Origin of the sequence: Streptomyces sp. NPDC002669, from assembly GCF_042889165.1 — a bacterium.
Lineage (GTDB): Bacteria > Actinomycetota > Actinomycetes > Streptomycetales > Streptomycetaceae > Streptomyces.
Genome location: NZ_JBIAQQ010000017.1, coordinates 79,190 through 101,575 on the forward strand (window position 1 = coordinate 79,190; position 22,386 = coordinate 101,575).

The following is a 22,386-nucleotide window of genomic DNA, read 5'->3' on the forward strand; positions in this document are numbered from 1 at the left end:
AAGGTGGTTGTCGCTTCGACGCATCAAAGAAGCGGCCCGGACGAAGGCTCCCGGGCGGGGGAGCCCCTCGTCCGGGCTCGGGGCTTTCGTCGGCCCGTTCCGGCTCAGCCGGTCGTGCGGGGCGGCGGCGCGGTGCTGGCCCGCACCACCAGGCGCGACGGCACGGCCAGCGTGCGCGGCGAGGGCGTCGCGTCGCCCAGGGCCAGCAGCAGCGCCCGGCGGCCGATCTCCTCCAGCGGCAGCCGCACCGTCGTCAGCGCGGGCGTGACGTCACCGGCCACCGGCAGGTCGTCGAAGCCCACGACGGAGACGTCGGAGGGCACGCCCCGCCCGAGGTCGTCCCGGAGCGCCGCGAGCGCCCCCAGTGCCATCGCGTCGTTGAGCGCGAAGATCGCGGTGATCCCCGGTGACCTGCGAAACAGCCGCACCGTCGCGGTCCGTCCGCCGTCCCGGGTGAAGTCGGCCTCGACCCGGTGCCGTTCCTGCACGACGATGCCCAGCTCGGCGGCCCGCTCCAGGAAGCCGCGCAGCCGGTCCTGCACGGAGACCAGGGCGAGCGGCCCGCAGACGACACCGACCTCGGTGTGCCCCAGCCGGGCGAGGTGCTCGGCCACGGCCCGGCCGCCCTCGTGGTTCCCCGGCACGATCGTGTCCACCGGCAGGCCCTCGTGCGCGACCGCGGTCACCCGGCCGCCCTGGGCTGCGAAGGATTCCAGCTCCTGGATGAGCGAGGGGCTCCTGCCGGTGAATCCCGAGCCGGCGAGGACCACGGCCCGGGCCCGCTGAGCCCGCAGCCGCGCCACGTACTCCGCCTGGAGCTCGGGCTCGTGGAAGGTGCCGGCCAGCATCACGAGGAGCTTGTGGTCGCGGGCGACCTCCATCACGCCGGCGGCGATGGCGGAGTAGTACGCGTCGTTCACGTCGTGCACGAGCAGGCCGACGATGGAGGTGGTGGACCGCACGAGCGCGCGGGCCGGTGCGTTGGACACGTAGCGGAGCCGGGCCGCCGCCTCCAGGACGCGCTCCTGCAGCTCCTGGGTGACGTTGCGGTCGCTGTCGCCGAGGACGCGCGAGGCCGTGGCGAGGGACACCCCGGCATCCTGCGCGACCTGCTGGAGCGTCACGGCCGACGACGGGCGGGGACGGGCGGAACGTCGATTGACCTGGCTCTGCATGGGGCTACGATAGCCGCCCTGAAAGCGTTTTCCCATCGCGCGGGCAAGCGGATCCGGCGCTCGGCGGTGCTCTCCTCCCGCGCCCCGCTCACTCTGTCCTCCATCGGCCGGGCTCGGCCGTCGGCATCCTGGTCAGGCAGCGGTAGACGGCATCGCCGCGGAAGGCGAACCGCCGTTCGGTCTCCGGAGTGAGCCGGACGCCGAGTCCCGGGGCCCGCGGGGCGAGCAGCCGGCCCGACTCGATGCGGAACGGCTCGACCAGCAGCTCGGACCGCAGGGCGTATGCGGGCAGCGGCCACTCGGCCAGCCGACCGCCGCCGGCGAACGCGGCGTGGTAGTTGGCCGCCTGGCACACCGCACTGCCCCAGCAGTGGACCACCGGGGCGACGCCGTGTTCCGCGGCCCCCGCGAAGACGGCCAGCGTCTGTCGTGGCCCGCCGACGACCGTGGCGTCCGGCTGGACCATGTCGTAATACCCCGCAGCCACGCGCTCCAGCAGCTCGCGCGCGGTGGTGACGGTCTCCCCGCCCGCCACCGGGCAGCCGGCCGCCCGCCGCAGGGCGGGGTACTCATGCGCACGGGCCGGCCCCAGAGGCTCCTCCAGAAAGCGCACCGGCTGCGGTGTGCCCGCCCCGACCGCGTCGAGGAACGCGAGCGCGTCCGCCGCCGACTGGCCGGGGTCGTCGAGGTTCTGTGCCATGTCGACCGCGATGCCGACTCCGTGCGGGGCCGCGTGCTCCAGCGTCCACACCACCTTTTCCGCCTCGTGGCCCCGCGCCCTGATCTTGAAGGTGTCGATCCCGAGCGAGGCGACAGCGGCGATCTCGGTGCTCATGGCCGACGGGGACGCCGAGTCGCCCCCACTGGCGTAGAGCCGGATCCTGTCCGTGCGACGGCCGCCCAGCAGCTCGTACGCGGGCACACCGGCCCGTTTCCCCAGGGCGTCGAGCAGGGCCGCCTCCACGGCGGAGACGACATGACGGGCCGCTCCCTGAAGACTCCAGTACCCCGTGACGAGCACCATGTCCCGGTACCGTTCCGCCAGGTCGCCGGCCGGGCGCCCGACCAGGTGGGGGACCAGCAGCTCGACCGTCGACACGAAGACGTGCGGTGCGAACACGGCGAGATACCCCTCGCCCAGACCGGTCGTCCCGTCGTCCAGGGTCACCTCGACCAGTCCCGTCGTGCGCCACCCCGTGGGCAGCGCCACGCGCACCTCCAGATTCTCCGGGTCGGCGTACGGGGCGCTGAGCAGGACCGGCCGGACCGCCGCGATCCGTGCTCCGGGGGCGAGCGCACCCATGTGCGAGGAAGTGTGTTCGGCCATGTCGTCGCGTCCTCAGAATCCCCTGGCCCACCGCACGGGGTTGCGCAGCGGGGCGTCGGTCTCGAAACGGCGCAGGTTCTCGGCGAACAGGTCGATCACCCGCGCGGTCTCGTCCGTCGAACCACCCGCGGTGTGCTGGGTGAGAATGACGTTCGGGCAGGTCCACAAGGGATGTCCGGCGGGCAGCGGCTCCTGTCCGGTGACGTCCAGCACCGCACCGCCGAGCCGCCCGGAGGACAGCTCGGACATCAGCGCCTCCTCGTCCACCAGTGACCCCCGGCCCGCGTTCACCAGGACGGCCCCGGGCCGCATCCGGGCCAGTCGCCGCGCGTCGAGCAGCCCGCTCGTACCGGGCGTCCCGGGCAACAGCCCCACCACCACGTCGAAGTCCGGCAGTCGCGCATCGAGCTCGGCCGGAGTGCGGATGTCGCCCGAGCCGCGCGCGAAGTGCGAGATCGGGCAGCCGAACGGCCCGAGCAGTTCGGCGAGCCTCCGGGCGATCGACCCCCGGCCCAGCATCAGGACCCGGGCACCGGACAACAGCCGCAGCCGCGGCCGGACGACGGACTTCGCCCAGGTACCTCGGGAGCGCAGCCCGGAGAGCTCGTCGATGCCGCGGTGCAGTGCGAGTACGCCCGCCAGGCACGACTCGGCCACCGGGTCGGCGAAGACATCGCCCAGGTTGGTCACGGTCAGCCGACGGCCGAGAACCGGCCAGTCCAGGCCGAGATAGCCGTCGATCCCGACCGAGGCGAGCTGCAGCCACCGGAGCCGGGGCGCCTCGGCCACCCGGGCGGCCTCGGGGTTGCCGAGTGCGATGTCCGCGTCGGCGAGGGCACGGTCGTCGGCCGCGGAGACCGTCCCCGGCTCGGCGAACCACACGGGCCCGGAACCGAGTTCCCGCAGACGGGCGCGGCCGGACTCGCCGAGCGGCAGCTCCACGTACAGGCCGGGGCCGTGATCGCCCGCGTTCACCACGGGTGCTCCGCGAGGTACTCGGTGATCCGGTTCCGGTCCCAGGCCCCGTCCGCGACGGTGATCCGGTAGCGGCGCGCGAGGGTGTCGCCCGGGGCGAGCTCCAGCTCCTCGTGGAAGGCGAAGGAGGGGGCGACGGCGGCGAACGGCTCGTTGCGCACGAACCAGTGGGCCGGGTGGGTGCCGCCCGCTCCCGAATGGTCGTTCTCCGGGGCGTGCCGGAAGATCAGCGTGGCGTGTCCGTCGGCGCCGTCGTGTTCGCCGCCGTAGGCCAGCCAGGGGGCCTGCGTCCCCATCAGCCCGGGGCCCTCCCCGTCCGGGCCGATGATCCGCCCGCCGCGGAAGGCGCGCGGTCCGCGCCAGAAGAGGCCGGTGTAGCCCGCGGCCTCCCGGCCGTGGGTGGTGGGGCTGCCGAAGCGCAGCGGCTCGGAACGCCGGTTGGTGACGGCACTCGACCAGGTCAGCGTCCAGCTCCCGCCGGCCCCCGGGGCCGCGTTCCCGGCGCGGTGTCCCTTCCCGCGTTCGCCCTCGTACTCGACGTCGTGCAGCTCGATCCGGCGCAGCTCGTCCGCCCAGTGCGTGCCGTCGTGGTGGCGCCAGCTCAGCCGTTCCGTGACGACCGCGCGACCCGCCTCTGCCGCCACCTCGTCGAAGCCGAGGTGCGCCATCGAGCCGACCAGCTCGGGCAGCGGTTGGTAATCCCGCCCGTGCACATAGGTGTTGCCTCCCCACAGGTTCTGCCCGGAGAGGTGGGAGGCCGTCATCTGGAGGCCCTTGTGCCAGCGGTGATCATTGGGCCGGTAGTCGCTGACAACGTTATCAGTCAAGGTGCGCAGGGGGTGTACGTACGGCTTCGGGGCCTCCCAGGCCGCCTCGGGGCGGTAGACGTAGCTGATCAGCTCGATGCCGTGGCGTTCCTCCGTGACCGTGACCCGGTCCCCGTGGACGTGGGTGATGCGCAGTGGACCGTTCATGTCCCCAAAGTCTCCCGATGCGACTGGAAAGCGCTTACCGAACCGTAGGGGCCACGGCCGGAGAACGTCAACAGGAGGTACGGGAGGGGCGGGGCGCGACAACGGCTGCGCGACGGCGACGGCCCGCCGCCCACTCATGGAAGGGCGACGGGACGTCGGCGTGCGACGGCGGGCCTACCGGGTCGGGCGGATGTCCTCGCCACCCATGGTGCCCTGCCGGTCGCTCTGCTCCCGCAGCAGCCGGGCCTTCTCCTGAAGGCGTCGGCGCTGATCGGGGTCGGTGGTGCGCTCGGCGGCCTCGGTCATGTGCTGGGCCTTGTCGCGCAGCTGTTGCGCACGGTCACCGGATTCACGTGCAGCGCTCATCATCGCTCCTTGTGCGTAGGGAAGAGCGGGCCCCCTCAGAGAACCAGCGCCGCCGGACCGCCGCACCTCGAATCGTCACTCAGCGTCACGGATTCGTGGGGGGATGCGGCGCTGGCATGATCGGGGGCATGAACGAAAGCATCATCGCCGCGTGTGACGGGGCGTCGAAGGGCAATCCCGGACCTGCGGCCTGGGCGTGGGTCGTGGCCGACGCGCAGGGGCGGCCGGAACGCTGGGAGGCCGGGCCGCTGGGCACCGCCACCAACAACGTCGCCGAACTCACGGCGCTGCGTGAGCTGTTGGAGTCAACGGACCCGGCCACCGCGATCGAGGTGCGGATGGACTCGCAGTACGCGATGAACGCGGTGACCAAATGGCTGCCGGGGTGGAAGCGCAACGGCTGGAAGACGTCGGCCGGCAAGCCGGTGGCCAACCGCGACCTCGTGGTCCGGATCGACGACCTGCTGGTCGGCCGGTGCGTGCGCTTCACCTACGTCCCCGCCCACCAGGTGGACGGCGACCCGCTCAACGCGCTCGCCGACCAGGCGGCCAGCGAGGCCGCGGTGGCGCAGGTGCCCGCCGGTACCGCGCACGGCGCCACCCAGCTGCCGACCCCCGCCCCCGGCCGGGCGACCGAGGGACGGAGCGGCGGCACGGCGGCGAAGCGGAACGGCGGCGCGGCGCGGAAGACGGGCGGCGCGGCGCGCACCGCGCGTTCCGGCGCGACCATCAAGGCCAGGTTCGCCGGCCGCTGCCACTGCGGGAAGCCCTACGCGGCCCAGGACCCGATCGCCAAGAACCCCAACGGCTGGGGCCACCCGGAGTGCCGCACCGCCCCCGCCTGAGCCGACGCCGCCTCCTTGCCACCCCGTACGGGCCGGTCCGCCCGGCTCGGGCCCGGACCGGTTCCCGCCCCGGCCCGTGCGGACCGGTTCCGGACACGACCGGGTGCCGTTCCCCGGCCGGAGCCGGGCGAGTGGCCGCGCGGGACCGGGGCGGCGTGCCATGATGCGGCTCCGGCGGCGGTGTCGGGGCGGCTTCCCCGACGCCGTCGGCAACGGCTGCACGCTGGGGGGCGGATGGGAACCACGGGCACGGTCATGCGTGAGCTGCGCGGGGCGCAGAAGACGGCCAAGGGGGTCTCGCTCTACTCGCGGTACGTGAACCGTCCGGCCGGGCGGGTCCTCGCGGCCGGTGCGTACCGCATCGGTATGACGCCCAATCAAGTCACCTTGCTGAGCGCGGCGTTCACCTTCTCCGCCATCGCCTCGGTGGCGCTCGTCCGGCCCTCCTGGAGCCTGGCCGCGCTGGTCTGGGGCGGTCTCGTCGTCGGTTTCGCCCTCGACTCGGCCGACGGGCAACTGGCCCGGCTGACCGGACGGGGCGGGCCGGACGGCGAATGGCTCGACCACGTCGTGGACTGCGCCAAGATGATCCTCGTGCACACCGCCGTGCTGATCTCGTTCCGGCGGTTCTTCGACCTGTCGTCCGAGGGCTGGCTGCTGCTGCCGCTCGGCTTCCTCTTCGCGGCCGTGCTCACCTTCTGCGCCGGGCTGCTGCGCGAACAACTGGGCAAGGCGCAACAAGGCAGGACACAACAAGAAGGCAGGACACAACAAGGCGGGGCGCAATCGGACGGTGCCGCCGCACCGCCCGTCGCGGGCAGAACGGCGGCCCCGGTCTCCCGGCTGCGGGCCGTGGCACTGCTGCCCGCCGACTACGGAGTGTTCTGCCTGGTCTTCCTGCTGCTCGGCGACCGCACCGCGTTCCGCCTCGGCTATGCGGTGCTCGCCGCCGTGCACGCGCTGTTCCTGGTGATGTTCCTCGCCAAGTGGTTCAGGGAGCTGAGATCGCTCCGGACTGCGGGCTGACGAGCGAGTCCAGCGCCCGGCGCAGCTGGGTGCTGGAGGTGTGCACCGTGTACGGGAAGTAGACGACCTCCACACCGACCTCGGCGAAGTCGCGCTCCAGCCGCCTGCCCTTCTCCGTGTCCCGCCAGTCGTCCCCCTTGAAGATCACGTCGAACCGCACCTGCTGCCAGGTCTCGACCTTGTCGGGCACCGTCTCGACGAACGCCGCGTCCACGTAGCGCACGCTGCGTACGATCTCCAGGCGCTCCGGCAGCGGGATCACCGGTCTGTGACCCTTGGCGAGCGCCGCCATCTCGTCCGAGACGACCCCGGCGACGAGGTAGTCGCACTGACTGCGGGCATGCCGCAGGATGTTGAGGTGCCCCACATGGAACAGGTCGTAGACCCCCGGAGCGTAGCCGACCCTGTGCGCCATCCGTTCTCTCCCCACGGTGAACGCGACATCCGTCTTCCGTGGCCGTTGTCCGGACATGGCGTCCGGTGCCATGGGATATCGGTATCGGTGTTGATGGTGCAACGACCTTACTGTGAAGACCACTTGCGCATCTCGTGAACGGATAAGCTCGCTTTTGGGGCTGTTCCTCAAGGGCGTTTCCCGACGCCGTTCCTTGGGGAGCACGGATTGTTCCGGGGGGAAGGGCGGGCGTCCATGTCCGATGCAGATCATCACGAGCCGTTCGGGGGCCGCACCCTGCTGGTCGTCTCGACGAACTACGCGCCGGAACTGACCGGCATCGGCCCGTACGCCGCGCAACTCGCCGAGCACTGGGCCGGCTCCGGCGCCGAGACCCACGTACTGACCGGCATGCCGCACTACCCGTCCTGGCGGACCGACGCGGAGTACCGCGGAGTGTGGCGGGTCACCGAGGAACGGGCCGGGGTCACGGTGCACCGGCGAAGACATTATGTGCCGTCCCGTCAGACTGCCCTGCGCAGAGGGCTGTTCGAGGCCACCGTACTCGGTCACGCCCTGCTCTCCCCGCCCGCGACGCGTCCGCCGGACGCCGTGGTCGCCCAGCTGCCCAGCCTCGCCGGCGGGGTCGTGGGCGCCCGGCTGGCCCGCCGTCACCGGGTCCCGTACATACCCGTCGTGCAGGACCTGATGGGTGCCGCCGCCGCACAGAGCGGCATCCGGGGCGGGGGCAGGGCCGCCGCCGTCGCCTCGGCCGCCGAACGGTACGCGCTGCGCGCGGCGACCCTCGTCGGCGTCATCCACGAGAGCTTCGTCCCCCGCGTCACCGCGTACGGGGTGGACCCGGACCGCGTCCGCCTCGTGCCCAACTGGTCGCACGTGCGGGCCCCTTCGGCCGACCGGGCCGCCACCCGGGCCCGGCTGGGCTGGGGCGAGGGCACCCCGGTGGTCCTGCACTCCGGGAACATGGGCCTCAAGCAGGGCCTGGAGGTCCTCGTCGACGCGGCCCGGCTCGCCCCGGAGATCCGCGTGGTGCTGATGGGGGACGGCAACCAGCGCGAGGAACTGCTGCGGCGCGCGGCGGGCCTGCGCAACCTCGACGTCCTGCCGCCCGCCGACGAGGACACCTTCACCGACGTCCTCGCCGCCGCCGACGTGCTCGCGGTGACCCAGCGGGCGTCCGTGCTCGACATGAGCGTCCCGTCCAAGCTCACCTCGTACTTCGTCTCGGGCCGCCCCGTCGTCGGCTCCGTCGCCCCGGGCGGGGGCACCGCGCAGGAGATCCAGCGGTCCGGCGCCGGCCTCCTCGTCGCCCCCGAGGACCCGGCGGCCCTGCTGTCGGCCGTGCGCAAGCTCGTCGAAGCACCCGCCGAGGCGGACCTGCTCGGTGCCAACGGACCCCAGTACGTCACACGCCACCTGAGCCGGGAGGCGGGCCTGGCCCGTTTCGACGCGCTGCTCACCGAGGTCCTCGCGGACACACAAGGGAGACCACGCCGATGAACCAGCCGATCCGCGCCCTGGCGGACCAGGACGAACCCGCGCTGCTGAGGGACCAGTTCCGCCAGCTCCTGCGCTACCGGGCGCTGCTCGCCTCCGGCGTGGTCGTCGGTCTGCTCGGCGGCGGCTGGCTCGCCCTGAGCGGCGAGGAGAACTACACCTCGACGGGCGAGGTCGTCGTGCGCTCCGCCACCTCGGACCCCTTCGCCGCCGGGGCCTCCGCCGACAAGGGCATCAACATCGGCTCCGAGCGGCAGACCGCCGTCAGCGACACCGTGGGCAGCCTGGCAGCCGTCGTCCTGGCCCGGAAGGGCGACCCGGTGGAGGTCGGACCGCTGCTCTCCGGCCTCCAGGTCACCAACCCGCCCAACACCCTCGTGCTCCGCTTCGCCTACACCGGCCGCACCCCCGCACTGGCCAGGGGACGGGCCCAGGCACTGGCCGACGCCTATCTGGAGATACGCAGACAGCGCACCGAGAACAGCATCGCCCACATGGTCCAGGGCTACCGCGCCCAGCTGACCCCCCTCACCGAACAGCGCGACCAACTGGCGGAACAGACCTCCGGCGGCAACGACGTGACCAGCGCACGGGCCAACCTCGTGGTCGCGATCTCCGAACTCACCCGGAAGATCTCCGAGTTGCGCGCCCTGGACACCACCCCCGGATACCTGACGAAGAAACCCGCCGCCCCCACCGAACCCACCGGCGCCGGACTGCCCCTGCTGCTGGGACTCGGCGGCGTCGTCGGCCTCGCGCTCGGGCTGCTCCTGTCCTGGGTGCGCCTGGTCTTCGACCCGGCCGTGCGCTCCACCCGCGAACTGGTCCGCTCGCTCGGCGCCCCCCTGCTCGGCACCCTGCCCAGGGAACGCGCCACCGCCGGGACACTGCTCGCCGTCGGACGCGGCGGGAGCCGGCTCGCCGAGGAGTACCGGGCGGTGGCCTTCCGGCTCGCCTACGATCCGTCGTTCTCCCGGCGCCGCCGGCTCCTGGTCACGGCCCCGCGCGGGGCCGGCGCCGAGGCGGCCGCCGCCGCGGTCAACCTGGCCGCGGCCTTCGCCGAGATGGGACGCGACGTCATCCTGGTCGAGGCCGACCTGCGCACCCCCTCCCTGGCCGGGGACCTGGGCCCCGCCGTGCAGGGCGTCCGGCCCCGGTGGGCGGCGGAGGGCGAACGGGCCTGGCCCTCGGAGAGCCGGATGAACGTGGAGGTACCGGGTTCGGGCGCCTTCACCCTGATAGCGGGCCGCCGCACCGGCAACGTGCCCCGCGCCCTGACCTCGCCCCCCGTCGGGCGGATCATCGCCGAGGGCGACCGGCCCGACGCCGTCGTGATCGTGCTCGCCCCGCCCGTGCTGGCCTACGCCGACGCCGTCGCGCTCCTGGACCGGGTGGAGGGCGTCGTCGTGGTCTGCGACCCGCGCGACGTGCGCCGCAGCGACCTGGAACGGATCCGCGAGATCATCGAGGCGGCCGACGGCTCCGTGCTCGGGGCCCTGCTGCACCCCGCCCGCGGCCGCTACGAGCGCCGGGCCCTCAGGAAGGCCGAGAAGCGCCGCGCGAAGGCGGCCCGGCACGGCTCGGCCCCGGGCCCCGGCGGCGACGACCGCAGCGGCCCGGAGTACACCGGTGACCCCGCCGAGACCCTGGGCCTGCGCACCTTCGACTCCACCGCGGGACACGGATGAGGGCACGCACCGCGATCGTCTGCTCGGTCGCGGACCAGGGCGTGGCGGCGCTCACCAACATCCTGGTGCTGGTCACGGCCGCCCGCCTGTCCACCGTGGCCGACTTCGCCCGCTTCTCGGCGGTCTACCTCGTCTTCACCGTGCTGCTGGGGTCCTTCGGGGCCTACGTCGGCCAGCCGCTGGTGCTGCGCCGCGGCGACGCCGACGAGGTGCGCGGCGCCTGCCGGTCGGCGGTCGCCTTCACCCTGCTCGCGGCGGCGGCGCTCGGCGTTCCGACGGCCGCCGTCTGCCTGTCGCTGCCCGGCGCCACCGCACAGGCCCTGGCGGCACTGGGACTCGTCCTGCCGGTCGTCCTGGGCCAGGACGCCCTGCGCTACGCCTTCTCCACCCTGCACCTGCCGCACCTGGCGCTGACCGGCGACCTGCTCAGGCTCGGCTGCGCCCTGGGCGCGCTCCTCGCCCAGCCGCACGGCACCCCGGCCGCCCGGCTGGTCGCCGTGTGGGGCCTGTCCGCGGTCCCGGCCCTGCTGCTGTCGGCCGTACTGCTGCGCCGCCGGACGGCCAGTGCGCCCCCGCGCCCGGGAAGCCTGCTGCGCCGCGACCACCTGGGGCGGCGCTTCGTCGTGGAGTTCGGGGTGGGCAACGCCACCGCCCAGCTCTCCGTCCTCGGACTCGGCGCGGTCGGCAACCCCCTGGTGGTCGGCGCACTGCGCGGCGCCACCACCCTCTTCGGGCCGCTGAACGTGCTGTTCACCTCGGCCACCGGATTCGGCCCGCCGCTGCTGGGCCGCATCCCCTCCGCCCGCCGCCGGACCCGGGCCGCCGCGGTGCTCGCCGCCGTCCTGGCCGCCACGGCCGCCGCCTGGGCCACCGCACTGGCCCTGCTGCCCGACGGCGTCGGCCGCCGGCTGCTCGGCGACACCTGGCCCACGGCCGCCGCCCTGCTCCCGGCGACCGGCAGCCAGTACGCGGCGATGGCCGTCGGCACCTGCGGGCTGCTGGCCCTGCGGATGCTCGACCCCCGCACCACCCTTCCCGTCCAGGTGGTCTTCTCGCTCACCGCCGTCGCCCTCCTCATCGGCGGATACGCGCTCGGCGGGGTGCCGGGCGCCGCCTGGGGCCTGTGCCTGGGCTCCGTCTGCAAGGCGGTGGCCACCTGGACCCGGGTGGCCCGGCTGGGGCGCCGCACCGCGCCGGACCGGCCGCCCGTCAGCGCGGACGCCGCTCGCCCCGCTCCCGGAAGCTCGTGACCAGCAGCAGACAGAGCGCCGCGACGGCGAGCTTCCCGACGGACTGCAACAGCGGCCCGCGCAACAGGATGAAGGTGTACCCGGCGAGCAGCGGCACGGCGACGGCCACCACACTGCCCGGCCCCGGCCCGTCCCGGGAGACGGCGCGCGCGTAGCGCCGGTCGGTGCGGGCGGCGGCGTACCCGGCCAGGGCGAAGGCACCGGCCATGCCCGGCCCGCCGAAGTCGACCCAGAGCTCGGCCCACAACGGCGCCGACAGGTTGGTCATCCGCATCCCCATCCACTGGCCGACGCGCACCCCGGTGTCCTCGGGCTTGCCGTCCCACACCGACCGGGGCACGAAGAACAGTGCGGAGCCCGCCATTTGGCGCCCATAGGTGTGACCGCGGGTGTCGACCCAGGTGATGGCGTTGGCGAACATCACCGTCTGGTCGTAGTCCTTGGTGGCCAGCGGCTCGAACACCGACGACGACTCCACCGGCCGGTACCCGTCGCCGTCGTAGCGGAACCGGTCCGCGTACGGGAACACCACCAGCGCCCCCACCACCCCCAGAGCCAGCACCGAGCGGTACATCGCCGAACTGCTCGGGAACGCGGTGAACAGGAGCGAGACCAGGACCGTCAGGAACCAGTAACGGGCGTTGGAGACGGGGTTGTTGACGACGACGTTGAGGAGCAACAACGCACCCCAGGCCAGCACCGTCGACGGGGAACGACGGGCCCGGCGCGACGTCACCAGCCGGCGCGTGCAGAAGAGCAGCCCCAGCAGCGCGGGCACCGTGCCGAAGCCCTTGAGGAAGGCCGACCCCACATTGGACCCCTCCGACACCACCCCGCTGGCCGCGACCGAGGCACTGATCTCCTGGCGGCTGGTGAAGAAGACGGCGGGGCCGCCCACCTTCATGACGTAGTAGCCGCTCGCCGCGAAGGCCAGCAGCACCAGCACCCTGAGCCGCATCCGGTGCACGGTGGCCGGACCGGTCCCCGAGCGCGCGGCCCGCCGGCGCAGCGGTCGCCGGTTCGCCAGCAGCGCCCCGAGGTCGAACGCGGCACAGCCCACCAGGACCAGCGCCACGGCCGTCACCAGATCCCCCCGCGGCCCCACCACCGGGGTGGGCGTCTGCCCGATCACCGCCTGCGCGAACGGCGCCACCCCCATCGCGATGTACACGAACATCCAGAAGATGCCCTGCAACAGCCGCCGCCGGGTGGACAGGACCATCGTCGCGAGCCGGGCCCCCGCGTAGCAGGTCAGCACCAACTGGAGCCAGTACGCGTTGTCCCGGACGCCCGAACCGGGCTGGGCGGCGATCACCGCGGGCAGGAAGCACACCAGGCCGAGGATCAGCGGCACGGCCAGCGCCCGCGACAGCATCGCCCACGACATGGGCTCGGACGGCGGCCGGACCGGTTCGCGCGGACCGTGCCCCGGTACGGGCGCGGACGGTTCCGCCTCGTGCACGGACGTCATGCGCTCCCCGTTCCGTGGGCCTGTGAACACTCTAACGAATCAACCCACTTGGGGCGGTTCGGCTGACTAGTCTGGCGGGGTCGGCCGAGGGCGAGGGGAACCCTGGTGAAGATCCTGCACGTCGTCACGCTCCACACTCCGGACCACGCCTTCGGCGGTCCGACGCGGGTGGCGCTCAACCTGTCGAAGGTGCAGCGGGCCGCGGGCGACGACGCCCGGATCATGGCCCTGGGCGACGGTTTCGACGGACCGCTGCCGCGCGAGGTCGAGGGGGTGCCGGCGCACCTCTTCCGGGCCCGCCACCTGCTTCCCGTGTTCGAGGTCAGCGGCATCACCTCCGGGGCGCTCCTGCGCACCGCCCGCCGCATGATGCGCGGGGCCGACCTGGTCCATGTGCACCTGATGCGCGACCTGGTGACCCTGCCCGCCGCACTGCTCGCCCTGGCCACCCGCACCCCGCTGGTCGTCCAGACCCACGGCATGGTGGACCCCACCGAGAACCGGGTCGCCCAGGTGACCGATCTCCTCGGGGTGCGCACGGTGCTGCGCCGCGCCGACGCCGTACTGCACCTGACCGAGACGGAACGCCTCGATGTGAACGCCGTCGCCGCACCGGTGCCGCTGACCCGCACCGTCCGGCTGGTCAACGGGGTGCGCCCGCAGGAACGCAAGCCCGCCCGGAAGCCGGGCCGGCCGCCCACGGTGCTCTTCCTGGCCCGCATCCAGGAACGCAAGCGCCCGCAGGACTTCGTCGCCGCGATGCCCGCGGTCCTGGCCCGCCACCCCGACGCCCGCTTCGTGCTGGCCGGGCCCGACACCGGCGCCCTGCGCGGCACCCTCGAACTCGCCCGCGGGCTGGGGGTGACGGACTCGCTCGACCACGTGGGGCCGCTCGACCACGAAGCGGTCCTGGCCGCGGGACGGCAGGCCGATGTGTACGTGCTGCCGTCGATCGAGGAACCCCTGGGCGTGTCCGTCCTGGAGGCGATGTCGGTCGGCACCCCCGTGGTCGTCACCCGCACCTGCGGTCTCGCCCCCGACGTGGCACGGGCGGGAGCGGGCCGGGTGATCGACAGCCGGGTCGGCCAGGACGCGAGGAACGCGCGCGGGGTGGCCGACGCCGTACTGGAACTCCTCGAACCCGAGGCCAACGAACGGGCCGGCCGGGCGGCCTGGGACCTCGTCAACGCGGACTTCACCATCGAGGCCGTGACCGGCACCCTCCGGCGGACCTACGAGGACGTGGTCCGCCGGAGAGCCTGATGCGTCAGACCACCCTTCCCTCACGGGACTTGAGACCGATCTGCCAACGGTAGAAGCTCATCGCCAGGGCGAAGTCGAGCCCGGCCCGCCCGTCGAGGAACCCCCGCCGGTACACGTACATGTACGCGAACGACACCAGCGGCTTGAACGGCGCCTTGTGGAACAGCTGCCCCTGGCGCGACTTCACCCTCCGCACCTGCTCCTTCACCTCGGGGTGGTGCTCCAGCCACGCCTCCCAGTCGGAGTAGCGGTTGTGCCGCTCGAACCAGGCGGTGACCGGGTCGAGGTCCTGGTGCTCGATCGGATGGCGCAGGGTGCCGACCGACTCGGCGACGGGCTGGTAGTGCCCCTCGACCTCGCCGATGCCCGGCGCGTCGAGGTCGCCCACCTCCGGGTACCGGCAGCGGGTCCGGTCGGTCAGCGACCGTTTGCGGATGGTGTAGCCGTGCCGCAGCCGCTTCCCGGAGAACCAGTAACCGAGCGGGATGTCGTACGCGGCCGCCCCGGGCCCGCCGGGGGCGGAGAAGACCTGCCGCAGCTCGGCCAGCAGACCGGGGCCGATCCGCTCGTCCCCGTCGAGCAGCAGGATCCAGTCCAGGTCCGTGCGGACGTGGTCCAGACACCACTGCTTCTTGCGGGGATGCCCGCCGTCCCAGGTGTACGTGACCACCTCGGCCCCGCACTCCTCGGCGATCTTCACCGTGTCGTCCGTGCTGTGCGAGTCGACGACGACGACCGCCTCGAAGTGGCCGAGCACCGACTTCACCGCCTCGGCGATGTTGAGGCCCTCGTTCTTCGTGGGGATCACCACGGCTATCGGCAGCTTGTTCATCGGGAACCTCCTTCGGGCAGCCAGGCGTAGCAGCCGGTCGAGGTGAAGGCGCGGGCCGAGGCGGGGACGGTGATCCCGCTCCGCTTCCCGGCGGGGGCCGAGCCCGAGGCCAGGTTCCGGCCGTCCGCACCGGCGATCCGCCAGCTGCAGTTCCCGGTGGGGGAGACGCTGCGGTAGCGGCCGGGCCGGACCGCGGCGCCCTCGTACGTGCCGTCCGCGTACCCCCGGTCGGCCTCCCGCAGCAGGTCCCGGTGCCGGGTGCAGAGGTTCTCCACGGCGGGCCGCGCGTCGGGGATCTCACCCGTCACGATCGCGCCGACCGCCACGTCCCGGTCGGCCTTCACCAGGTAGCCCAGCCTGTCGCAGGTCTCCTGGCCGGTCTGGAGCACGGCCGCCGGGTCCATGCCCCGGGGCACCCGGTCGGTCAGGTACTTCTTCTGCTCCTTGGTGAAGGAGCCGGTGGCCGGGGTGAGCCGATCGGTGGGCAGCTTCGGCGGTTCGCCCGTCCGCGGGGCGGAGGGGGTGCCGGACGCGGTGGTGCCGGGACCGGACGACGGGGCCGTGAGCGGCGCCCGGTCCGCCGCGGGCCCGGCCACCCGGTCCGCCTCCCGGTCCGGTGAGGACGAGCCGCAGGCGGCCAGCACCGCCGCGAGTACGGCGACGGCACCGGCCCGGAACAACGGATACCTCATCCACCCGTCCTCAGCGCGTAGTGGGCACCGACCTGCGCACTGCTCAGCGCGGTCGGATAGACGGCGGTCTCGTCGACCTGCCCGGCGAAGAAGTTGCTCGTCGGCCTGCTCGGCCAGCCGTTCAGGTTGTCCCCGCCGACCCGCCAGTAGCCGTCGTACTTCTCGTTGCCGGTGTACAGGGCGGACGAGGCGCGGAGCTGTCCGTCCACGTACAGCGCCATGCCGCCGGGGCCCTGCGTGGCGACCACGTGGTGCCAGGCGCCGTTGTTGTAGGCGGAGGGCGTGGTGACGGTCCGGACGCTGCCGCTCTTCACCCCGAAGACCAGCCGGCCGTCGTCACGCATGTACACGTGCTTGTCGTACTGGGTGCTGTTCTGCATGGTCAGATTGGAGAAGCCGATGATCCTGCCCCCCTTGGCGGTCGTGGTTCTGATCCAGGTCTCCACCGAGAACCTGGCCGGCTGCGAATGGCGCCGGTTGCTGTACGCGTACTGGTTCGAGCCGTTGAAGCCGATCGCGGTCGACGGGCCCGCGACGGCGGCCGGGGTGCGGCGGTAGGCGGGGGAGTTGCGCAGGAACCCGTTGTCCAGCCCCGGGCCGGTGTCACCGGCGAAGGTCGAGGAGCCCTCGTCGTACCGCCAGTAGAGCGAGGCGCCGTCGGCCAGCACCTTGGCGGGGTACTTCTCGGCCGCGGACGTCACGGTGGCGGACACGGCGGCCGACTTGGCGCTGGTGTTGGTGCCGTCGCTCGCGCTGATCCGGTACGAGTGGGTCTCGCCCGGGGCCACGTCCGTATCGGTCCACCGCAGCTGCGGCCGGTCCCAGAACAGCGAGTACCCCGTCGTGGTGTGCACCGGGGTGCTCGCCCCGTCCTTGTAGACGCGGTAGGTGAGTTCCCCGTCGTCGGTGTCGAAACTGGTCTGCCAGTTGACCTCCACCTTGCCCGGCGAGACCGTGGACAGGCTGACGTTGGGCACCCACGGGGCCCCGGTGTCGGGACCGTCGGCGAACCGGGTCAGGCCCTGCTGGGCGGAGCCGTTGACGGTGGTGAATTCGCCGCCGACCCACAGGTAGTGGTGGCCGCCCTTGTCGGCCTGCGCCATCACCCGGGGCCCGACCGGTTCCCCGATCCCGTCGTTGGTGTCCGGGAACCAGGGGAGCAGTTTCGGGTCGTCGACGGACTGGGCCAGCAGGTGCTTGCGCGGCTGGTTGGGGAACTCGCCCATGCTGGCGCAGTCGTGCGCGTGACTCCCGCTGTACAGCACGCCCTTGTGCACCAGGACGGCCTGGGTGGCGCCCAGGCAGGTGTCCCGCCAGCGCTGCTCGAAGTCATCGAGGTCCAGCGCGATCCGGCCGTCGAACACACCGCCCCCGGTGCCCTCGTTGGCGGTGTAGAAGCCGGTGGTGTCCGTGGTGAGGTCCTGCACCGTCGAGGTGTTGGGAATGAAACCGGCCGGGTAGCTCTTCTTCACGGCCCCGCTCGTGGCGTCCACCACCGCCAGCGCGTGCGAGGTGGTGCCGTTGACGGTGAAGAAGTCACCGCCGAGCAGGACGTGCTTGCGGTCGGGCGTCAGCTCCACGGCCCGGCCCACCTCGTCCGCGTCGGCCTTCCACGGCTTCAGCGCGCCCGCCGTGGTGACCGCGGCGAACATCTTCCGGGCCTGCCCCGCGACGCTGGTGAAGTCGCCGCCCAGATAGACGGTGTCGGCGGTGACGGCGAGGGCCCGCACCGTCGCGGACACGGCGAACTTGAAGTCCTGGCGCGGGGCGCAGGTCGCGACGTCGATCGCGGCGATGTTGCTCACCCCGACCCCGTTCACCGACCCGAACCGCCCACCGGCGTAGAGGGTCTTCTGGTCCGGCGAGAGCACCAGGGAACGCACGGTCGCGGTCCCCGACGAGACCGTGAACGACAGGCTGCACCCGGTCGGCGCGCCCGTCGCGGCGTCGAACGCGGCGAAGTTCACCGCGGGCTGCTCCGAGGTGCCGGGCGCGGCGTCCGGCGGCCGGACCGTGGAGAAGGTGCCGCCGGCGTAGACGACACCGGCGTCCGAAGCGGCCAGCGACCAGACGATGCCGTTGGTCTGCCAGGTGGTGAGGTCGTCCGCGGTCAGGGCGACCGGCGGGGTGAGGGCCGCGGCCGGGCCGCCCCCGGACGCGGCGGCGGTCAGTGCTCCGGCGAGCAGACAGAGGGCCGCGGCCGCCGCACGCGTCCGGCCCCCCGCGAGGGGTCTGCGCCCCGTGATCGGTTTCATCATTCGGCTCCGAAGGTGAGAACGGTCCGCGGCCCGGGGGCCGCGCTGGTCGCCCCGCCCCGCCGGCGGCGGGGACGGAGGAGCGTCCCGCTTCCGGTGGGGGCGGGCACATGGCCATGGCCGGGGCGGACCGCCCCGGCCCCCGGGGGGGGGGGGGGGGGGGGGGGGGGGGGGGGGGGCGGGCCGCGGCCCCCCCCCCCCCCCCCCCCGCCCGCGGGGGGGGGCGGCGCGGCCGCCCCCGCCCGCGCCCCCGCCGCCCCCCCCCCCCCGCCCCCCCCCCCCCCCCGCCCCCCCCGCGCCGCCCCCGCCCCCCCCCCCCCCCCCCCCCCACGATTCCCGGCACCGCCGCCCGGGCCGCGCGGTGGTGCACCGGCCCGGTCCGGGGGCGGGCGCCGGATGCGCGAAGCTCCTTCATCGGTCCACCCGCACGGAGGCCCCGGCGAGTTGGTCGGACAGCTGGCGGATGTCCGCCTCGACCATGATCCTGGCGAGCTCCCGCGAGCGCACGGCCGGTTTCCAGCCGAGCAGTTCCTCGGCCTTCGTGGCGTCCCCGATCAGCGCGTCGACCTCGCTGGGACGCTCGTACTTGGCGTCGTAGCGGACGTGCTCGCGCCAGTCCAGGCCCGCGTGCGCGAAGGCGTACTCCAGGAACTGCCGGACGCTCACGCCCTCGCCGGTGGCCACCACGTAGTCGTCCGGTTCGTCGCACTGGAGCATCCGCCACATCGCGTCGACGTACTCGGGCGCGTAGCCCCAGTCGCGCACGGCGTCGAGGTTGCCCAGATGGAGACGGGTCTGCAGACCCGCCTTGATCCTGGCCACCCCGCGGGTGATCTTCCGGGTCACGAAGGTCTCGCCGCGCCGCGGCGACTCGTGGTTGAAGAGGATCCCGTTGACCGCGAACATCCCGTACGCCTCACGGTAGTTGACCGTCGCCCAGTACGAGTAGACCTTCGCGACACTGTACGGGCTGCGCGGGTGGAACGGGGTCTTCTCGTTCTGCGGGGGCGGGGTGGCGCCGAACATCTCCGACGACGACGCCTGGTAGATCCGGGTGTCGATGCCGCTCGCCCGGACCGCCTCCAGCAGCCGGATGGTGCCGAGCCCGGTGATGTCACCCGTGTACAGCGGCGCGTCGAACGAGACGCGCACATGCGACTGCGCGCCCAGGTTGTAGACCTCGTCCGGCCGGATGTCGCGCAGCAGGTTCACCAGCGCGACCCCGTCGGCGAGGTCGGCGTGGTGCAGGACGAACGTGCGGTTCTCCTCCTCCGGGCCCTGGTAGATGTGGTCTATGCGCTCGGTGTTGAAGCTCGACGAGCGGCGTATCAGTCCATGGACCGTGTACCCCTTGTCGAGCAACAACTCGGACAGGTACGAACCGTCCTGTCCGGTCACGCCGGTGATGAGCGCGGTCTTCGCCACGTCTCCCCCTATCTGTGGTCGGCCGGGAGGCTGTTGTTCCCCGCCGGGAATTTCTCACCGAAACATCGGATTCGGGCGATCTGCGGCACAACGTCACCGCGGGCCGCGGCTGCTGGCAGAATCCGGGCCATGACGACTGATCTCCCCGGCTCTCCCCAGGAATCCGTCCACCCCCTCCTCCTGCGGTCCGGCGCCCGTGTGTTCGTCGCGGGACACCGGGGTCTGGTCGGCTCGGCGGTGGTGCGCCGCCTCGCCGCCCAGGGGTACGAGGTGATCACCCGCGACCGCGACCGCCTCGACCTGCGCGACGCCGAGCGGACCGGGACCTTCCTGCGGGAGACCCGTCCGGACGCCGTGGTGCTGGCCGCCGCCAGGGTCGGCGGGATCATGGCCAACAGCACGTACCCGGTGCAGTTCCTGGAGGACAACCTGCACATCCAGCTGAGTGTCGTCCCCGGGGCGCACGCGGCCGGTGTCGAGCGGCTGCTCTTCCTCGGCTCGTCCTGCATCTATCCCCGGCTCGCCCCGCAGCCGATCCCCGAGAGCGCCCTGCTCACCGGCCCGTTGGAGCCGACCAACGAGGCGTACGCGCTGGCCAAGATCGCCGGGGTCGTGCAGACCCGGTCCTACCGGCGGCAGTACGGCGCCTCGTACATCAGTGCCATGCCCACCAACCTCTACGGGCCGGGCGACAACTTCGACCCGGAGACCTCGCACGTCCTGCCCGCGCTGATCCGCCGCTTCCACGAGGCGCGCCGGGACGGTGTGCCCGAGGTCACGCTCTGGGGCTCCGGAAGCCCCCGCCGCGAATTCCTGCACGTGGACGACCTGGCCGCCGCGTGCCTTCTGCTGCTGGAGCGCTACGACGGCGACGAACCGGTCAACATCGGCTGCGGCGAGGACCTGACGATCAGTGAACTCGCCTTGCTGGTAAAGGAAGTGACGGGCTATCCGGGAAGGATCGGGTGGGACGCGACGAAGCCCGACGGCACCCCCCGCAAGCTGCTGGACGTCTCCCGGCTCAACGCGCTCGGCTTCGCACCGCGGATCGGGCTGCGCGAGGGCATCTCCGGCACCTACGCGTGGTGGCTGGAGCGGCAGGACGCGCGGGGCTGAGCCGGGCCGTGTCCGGTGGTCGCGTTCCTCGCCGTTCCGCATCGACGGCCGCCGCCCTCAGTACGCCCCGCGGCCGTCGGTGACGGCGCGCAGCGTACGGGCCATGAGCCCCATGTCCGTGGCCACCGACCAGTTGTCGACGTACCACAGGTCGAGCGAGACCGTCTCCTGCCAGGACAGGTCCGAACGGCCGCTGACCTGCCACAGACCGGTCAGCCCGGGTTTCACCGCGAGCCGCCGCAACTCGCGCTCGTCGTAGCGGGAGACCTCCTCCGGGAGCGGCGGCCGCGGGCCGACCAGCGACATGTCGCCGCGCAACACGTTGAGCAGTTGCGGTAATTCGTCGAGGGAGGTGCGGCGCAACAGGCGCCCGATCCGGGTCACCCGGGGATCGCGGCGCATCTTGAACATCGGGCCGTCGATCTCGTTCGCCGCGACCAGTCGGGTCCGGTGGCGCTCGGCGTCCACCACCATGGTCCGGAACTTCCACATCGTGAACGGCCGGTTGTGCCGGCCCTGCCTGGTCTGGCGGTGGAACACCGGCCCGTCGGAGGCGATCCGCACCGCCGCTCCGATCAGCAGCAGCAGGGGGGCCAGCACCAGCAGACCGAGGGCGGCGCCGACGCGGTCCACGACGGCCTTGAGGAACGGCTGCGGACCCCGGCGCAGGGGCGGTGCGACATGCAGCAGGGTGAGTCCGGCCGCGGCGACGGGCCGGACCCGGCCGGCCGCGACGCCGGAGAGCCCCGACAGCACGGACAGCGAGAGTCCGCCGTCGTGCAGGCCCCAGAAGAGCCGGCGCAGCCGTTCCTCGGAGAGCTGCGGTCCCGGCACCACCAGTGCCAGGTCGGCGTCCTGGGCGAAGGCCCCGCCCAGCACCGTGGACACGTCGTCGTCGGCCGGTTCCGGTGCGAGCCGGCCCGGCACCGGCACCCCGCACTCCAGCGGCGCGCCGCCCACCGGTATCGCGGCCACGACCGCGTACGGATGACCCGCACGGGACGCGAGCGAACGGACGACCCGTTCCACCCCGGCGGCCTCGCCGACGACCAGCACCCGCCGGACCGCCCGCTCACGGCGCCCCGGCCACGGCAGCCGCCGCGCCGCCTGCGCCGCGCAGCCCACCAGCAGACCGGGCAGCAGGGCCACGACGGCCGTCCGGGGATCGGTCGAACCACCGGTCACGGTCCGCAGCACGGCGAGCGCGCCTATGAGCAGCAGCCAGTCGCCGGCGGCGCCGGATATCTTCGGCGGCCGTTGCGCGTACCGGCCGCGCGCGGACCGTACGACGAGCCACACCAGTGCGGCCGCGACGGCGGCGAACACACTGCGCGGCTGCCCGCCGCTCCACAGGACGAACCAGGCCGGAACCCCGAGTCCCAGCAGCTCGGCGCCGACGACGACCGGCGGGAACCGGACCGCCCTCCGCTTCGCCGCGGTCGGCCCGCAGGGGTCGTGCGGTACGACCGGCGCCCTCCACAATTCGTCACGTCCATTGCCGCGAGGCCGGTTCGGAACGGAACGCGGGCGCGGCGCCCCCGCCAGCCCCACGAGTCCTGATCGATCCGAATCGGGTAGCTCGACATGCCCCATGAACCCCCCAGTCACAGTTGCATCGCCACAAACGGGACGCATCCGCCGATCCCGTGGACTGACGGATGCGCCCTCGCTCGGTGCACGATATCCACAGACGTGCCATTTCGCTGGAGTTCTCGTGAAGTTCAGACATGCGCACTGACTCGGGTCTCGTCCCGTTCCGCGCCGGATCTTGTGATCTGTGGGTGACTGTTGGCA

General features: G+C 73.0%; 19 protein-coding genes. 7 read left to right on the forward strand and 12 right to left on the reverse strand.

Translation table 11 applies throughout. The features are described 5' to 3' along the window. Positions 1-104: 104 nt before the first annotated feature. The 5 genes from ACFYW1_RS24180 to ACFYW1_RS24200 all read right to left on the reverse strand — a co-directional run bounded on the left by ACFYW1_RS24180 (position 105) and on the right by ACFYW1_RS24200 (position 4,817). The gene (locus ACFYW1_RS24180; protein WP_388996821.1) at positions 105-1,175 is read right to left on the reverse strand and encodes a LacI family DNA-binding transcriptional regulator; all 1,071 of its coding nucleotides are present in this window, start codon (positions 1,173-1,175) and stop codon (positions 105-107) included. Positions 1,176-1,263: 88 nt separating this feature from the next. Further along, positions 1,264-2,502, reverse strand: coding sequence for a mandelate racemase/muconate lactonizing enzyme family protein (locus ACFYW1_RS24185; protein WP_388996824.1), 1,239 nt, complete (start codon positions 2,500-2,502; stop codon positions 1,264-1,266). A 12-nt stretch (positions 2,503-2,514) separates the two neighbouring features. Beyond that, entirely contained in the window at positions 2,515-3,477 is a 963-nt protein-coding gene (locus ACFYW1_RS24190; RefSeq protein ID WP_388996827.1) for a D-2-hydroxyacid dehydrogenase, read from the reverse strand. Beyond that, positions 3,474-4,451, reverse strand: a complete 978-nt coding sequence (locus tag ACFYW1_RS24195) for a PmoA family protein (RefSeq protein WP_388996830.1) — start codon at positions 4,449-4,451, stop codon at positions 3,474-3,476. The genes ACFYW1_RS24190 and ACFYW1_RS24195 overlap by 4 nt, the downstream gene beginning before the upstream one ends. A 174-nt stretch (positions 4,452-4,625) precedes the next feature. Then, entirely contained in the window at positions 4,626-4,817 is a 192-nt protein-coding gene (locus ACFYW1_RS24200) for a DUF6381 family protein (protein WP_388996833.1), read from the reverse strand. Positions 4,818-4,945: 128 nt separating this feature from the next. Here ACFYW1_RS24200 and ACFYW1_RS24205 point away from each other — a divergent pair, with 128 nt between their 5' ends. Next, on the forward strand, positions 4,946-5,662 hold the full coding sequence (locus ACFYW1_RS24205; protein WP_388996836.1) for a ribonuclease H: 717 nt from the start codon (positions 4,946-4,948) through the stop codon (positions 5,660-5,662). A 234-nt stretch (positions 5,663-5,896) separates the two neighbouring features. Beyond that, entirely contained in the window at positions 5,897-6,688 is a 792-nt protein-coding gene (locus tag ACFYW1_RS24210; RefSeq protein ID WP_388996839.1) for a CDP-alcohol phosphatidyltransferase family protein, read from the forward strand. Here the strand turns inward: ACFYW1_RS24210 and ACFYW1_RS24215 are convergent. Beyond that, positions 6,654-7,103, reverse strand: coding sequence for an adenylyltransferase/cytidyltransferase family protein (locus ACFYW1_RS24215; protein ID WP_356935603.1), 450 nt, complete (start codon positions 7,101-7,103; stop codon positions 6,654-6,656). The genes ACFYW1_RS24210 and ACFYW1_RS24215 overlap by 35 nt on opposite strands. A 234-nt stretch (positions 7,104-7,337) precedes the next feature. On the opposite strand from ACFYW1_RS24215, the gene ACFYW1_RS24220 reads away from it, so the two are divergent. From ACFYW1_RS24220 to ACFYW1_RS24230, 3 genes are read left to right on the forward strand one after another with little or no spacing between them, the layout of a single operon-like run. Next, entirely contained in the window at positions 7,338-8,603 is a 1,266-nt protein-coding gene (locus tag ACFYW1_RS24220; protein WP_388996842.1) for a glycosyltransferase, read from the forward strand. Further along, positions 8,600-10,288 (forward strand): lipopolysaccharide biosynthesis protein, encoded by a 1,689-nt coding sequence (locus ACFYW1_RS24225; protein WP_388996845.1) that lies wholly within the window; start codon positions 8,600-8,602, stop codon positions 10,286-10,288. The genes ACFYW1_RS24220 and ACFYW1_RS24225 overlap by 4 nt, the downstream gene beginning before the upstream one ends. After that, entirely contained in the window at positions 10,285-11,538 is a 1,254-nt protein-coding gene (locus ACFYW1_RS24230; protein ID WP_388996848.1) for a hypothetical protein, read from the forward strand. Before ACFYW1_RS24225 ends, ACFYW1_RS24230 begins: the two co-directional genes overlap by 4 nt. Here ACFYW1_RS24230 and ACFYW1_RS24235 read toward each other — a convergent pair. Next, positions 11,498-13,009 (reverse strand): hypothetical protein, encoded by a 1,512-nt coding sequence (locus tag ACFYW1_RS24235; RefSeq protein WP_388996851.1) that lies wholly within the window; start codon positions 13,007-13,009, stop codon positions 11,498-11,500. The genes ACFYW1_RS24230 and ACFYW1_RS24235 overlap by 41 nt on opposite strands. A 105-nt stretch (positions 13,010-13,114) precedes the next feature. Between ACFYW1_RS24235 and ACFYW1_RS24240 the strand changes: the two genes are divergently transcribed. After that, positions 13,115-14,272, forward strand: coding sequence for a glycosyltransferase (locus tag ACFYW1_RS24240; RefSeq protein ID WP_388996854.1), 1,158 nt, complete (start codon positions 13,115-13,117; stop codon positions 14,270-14,272). A 4-nt stretch (positions 14,273-14,276) separates the two neighbouring features. On the opposite strand, the gene ACFYW1_RS24245 is transcribed toward ACFYW1_RS24240, so the two are convergent. From ACFYW1_RS24245 to gmd, 4 genes are all read right to left on the reverse strand, one after another. Continuing rightward, positions 14,277-15,104: a glycosyltransferase family 2 protein gene (locus ACFYW1_RS24245; RefSeq protein WP_388996857.1), complete on the reverse strand. Its 828-nt coding sequence runs from the start codon at positions 15,102-15,104 to the stop codon at positions 14,277-14,279. After that, complete coding sequence (locus ACFYW1_RS24250; RefSeq protein WP_388996859.1) at positions 15,101-15,796, reverse strand: hypothetical protein; 696 nt, start codon at positions 15,794-15,796, stop codon at positions 15,101-15,103. The genes ACFYW1_RS24245 and ACFYW1_RS24250 overlap by 4 nt, the downstream gene beginning before the upstream one ends. Further along, the gene (locus ACFYW1_RS24255; RefSeq protein WP_388996862.1) at positions 15,793-18,054 is read right to left on the reverse strand and encodes a LamG-like jellyroll fold domain-containing protein; all 2,262 of its coding nucleotides are present in this window, start codon (positions 18,052-18,054) and stop codon (positions 15,793-15,795) included. The genes ACFYW1_RS24250 and ACFYW1_RS24255 overlap by 4 nt, the downstream gene beginning before the upstream one ends. A 408-nt stretch (positions 18,055-18,462) precedes the next feature. Beyond that, the gene (gene gmd / locus ACFYW1_RS24260; protein ID WP_388996865.1) at positions 18,463-19,476 is read right to left on the reverse strand and encodes a GDP-mannose 4,6-dehydratase; all 1,014 of its coding nucleotides are present in this window, start codon (positions 19,474-19,476) and stop codon (positions 18,463-18,465) included. 129 nt (positions 19,477-19,605) lie between these two features. Here gmd and ACFYW1_RS24265 point away from each other — a divergent pair, with 129 nt between their 5' ends. After that, complete coding sequence (locus tag ACFYW1_RS24265) at positions 19,606-20,592, forward strand: GDP-L-fucose synthase family protein (protein ID WP_388996868.1); 987 nt, start codon at positions 19,606-19,608, stop codon at positions 20,590-20,592. 57 nt (positions 20,593-20,649) lie between these two features. Here ACFYW1_RS24265 and ACFYW1_RS24270 read toward each other — a convergent pair whose 3' ends face one another. Next, complete coding sequence (locus ACFYW1_RS24270; protein ID WP_388996871.1) at positions 20,650-22,143, reverse strand: exopolysaccharide biosynthesis polyprenyl glycosylphosphotransferase; 1,494 nt, start codon at positions 22,141-22,143, stop codon at positions 20,650-20,652. Positions 22,144-22,386: the final 243 nt, after the last annotated feature.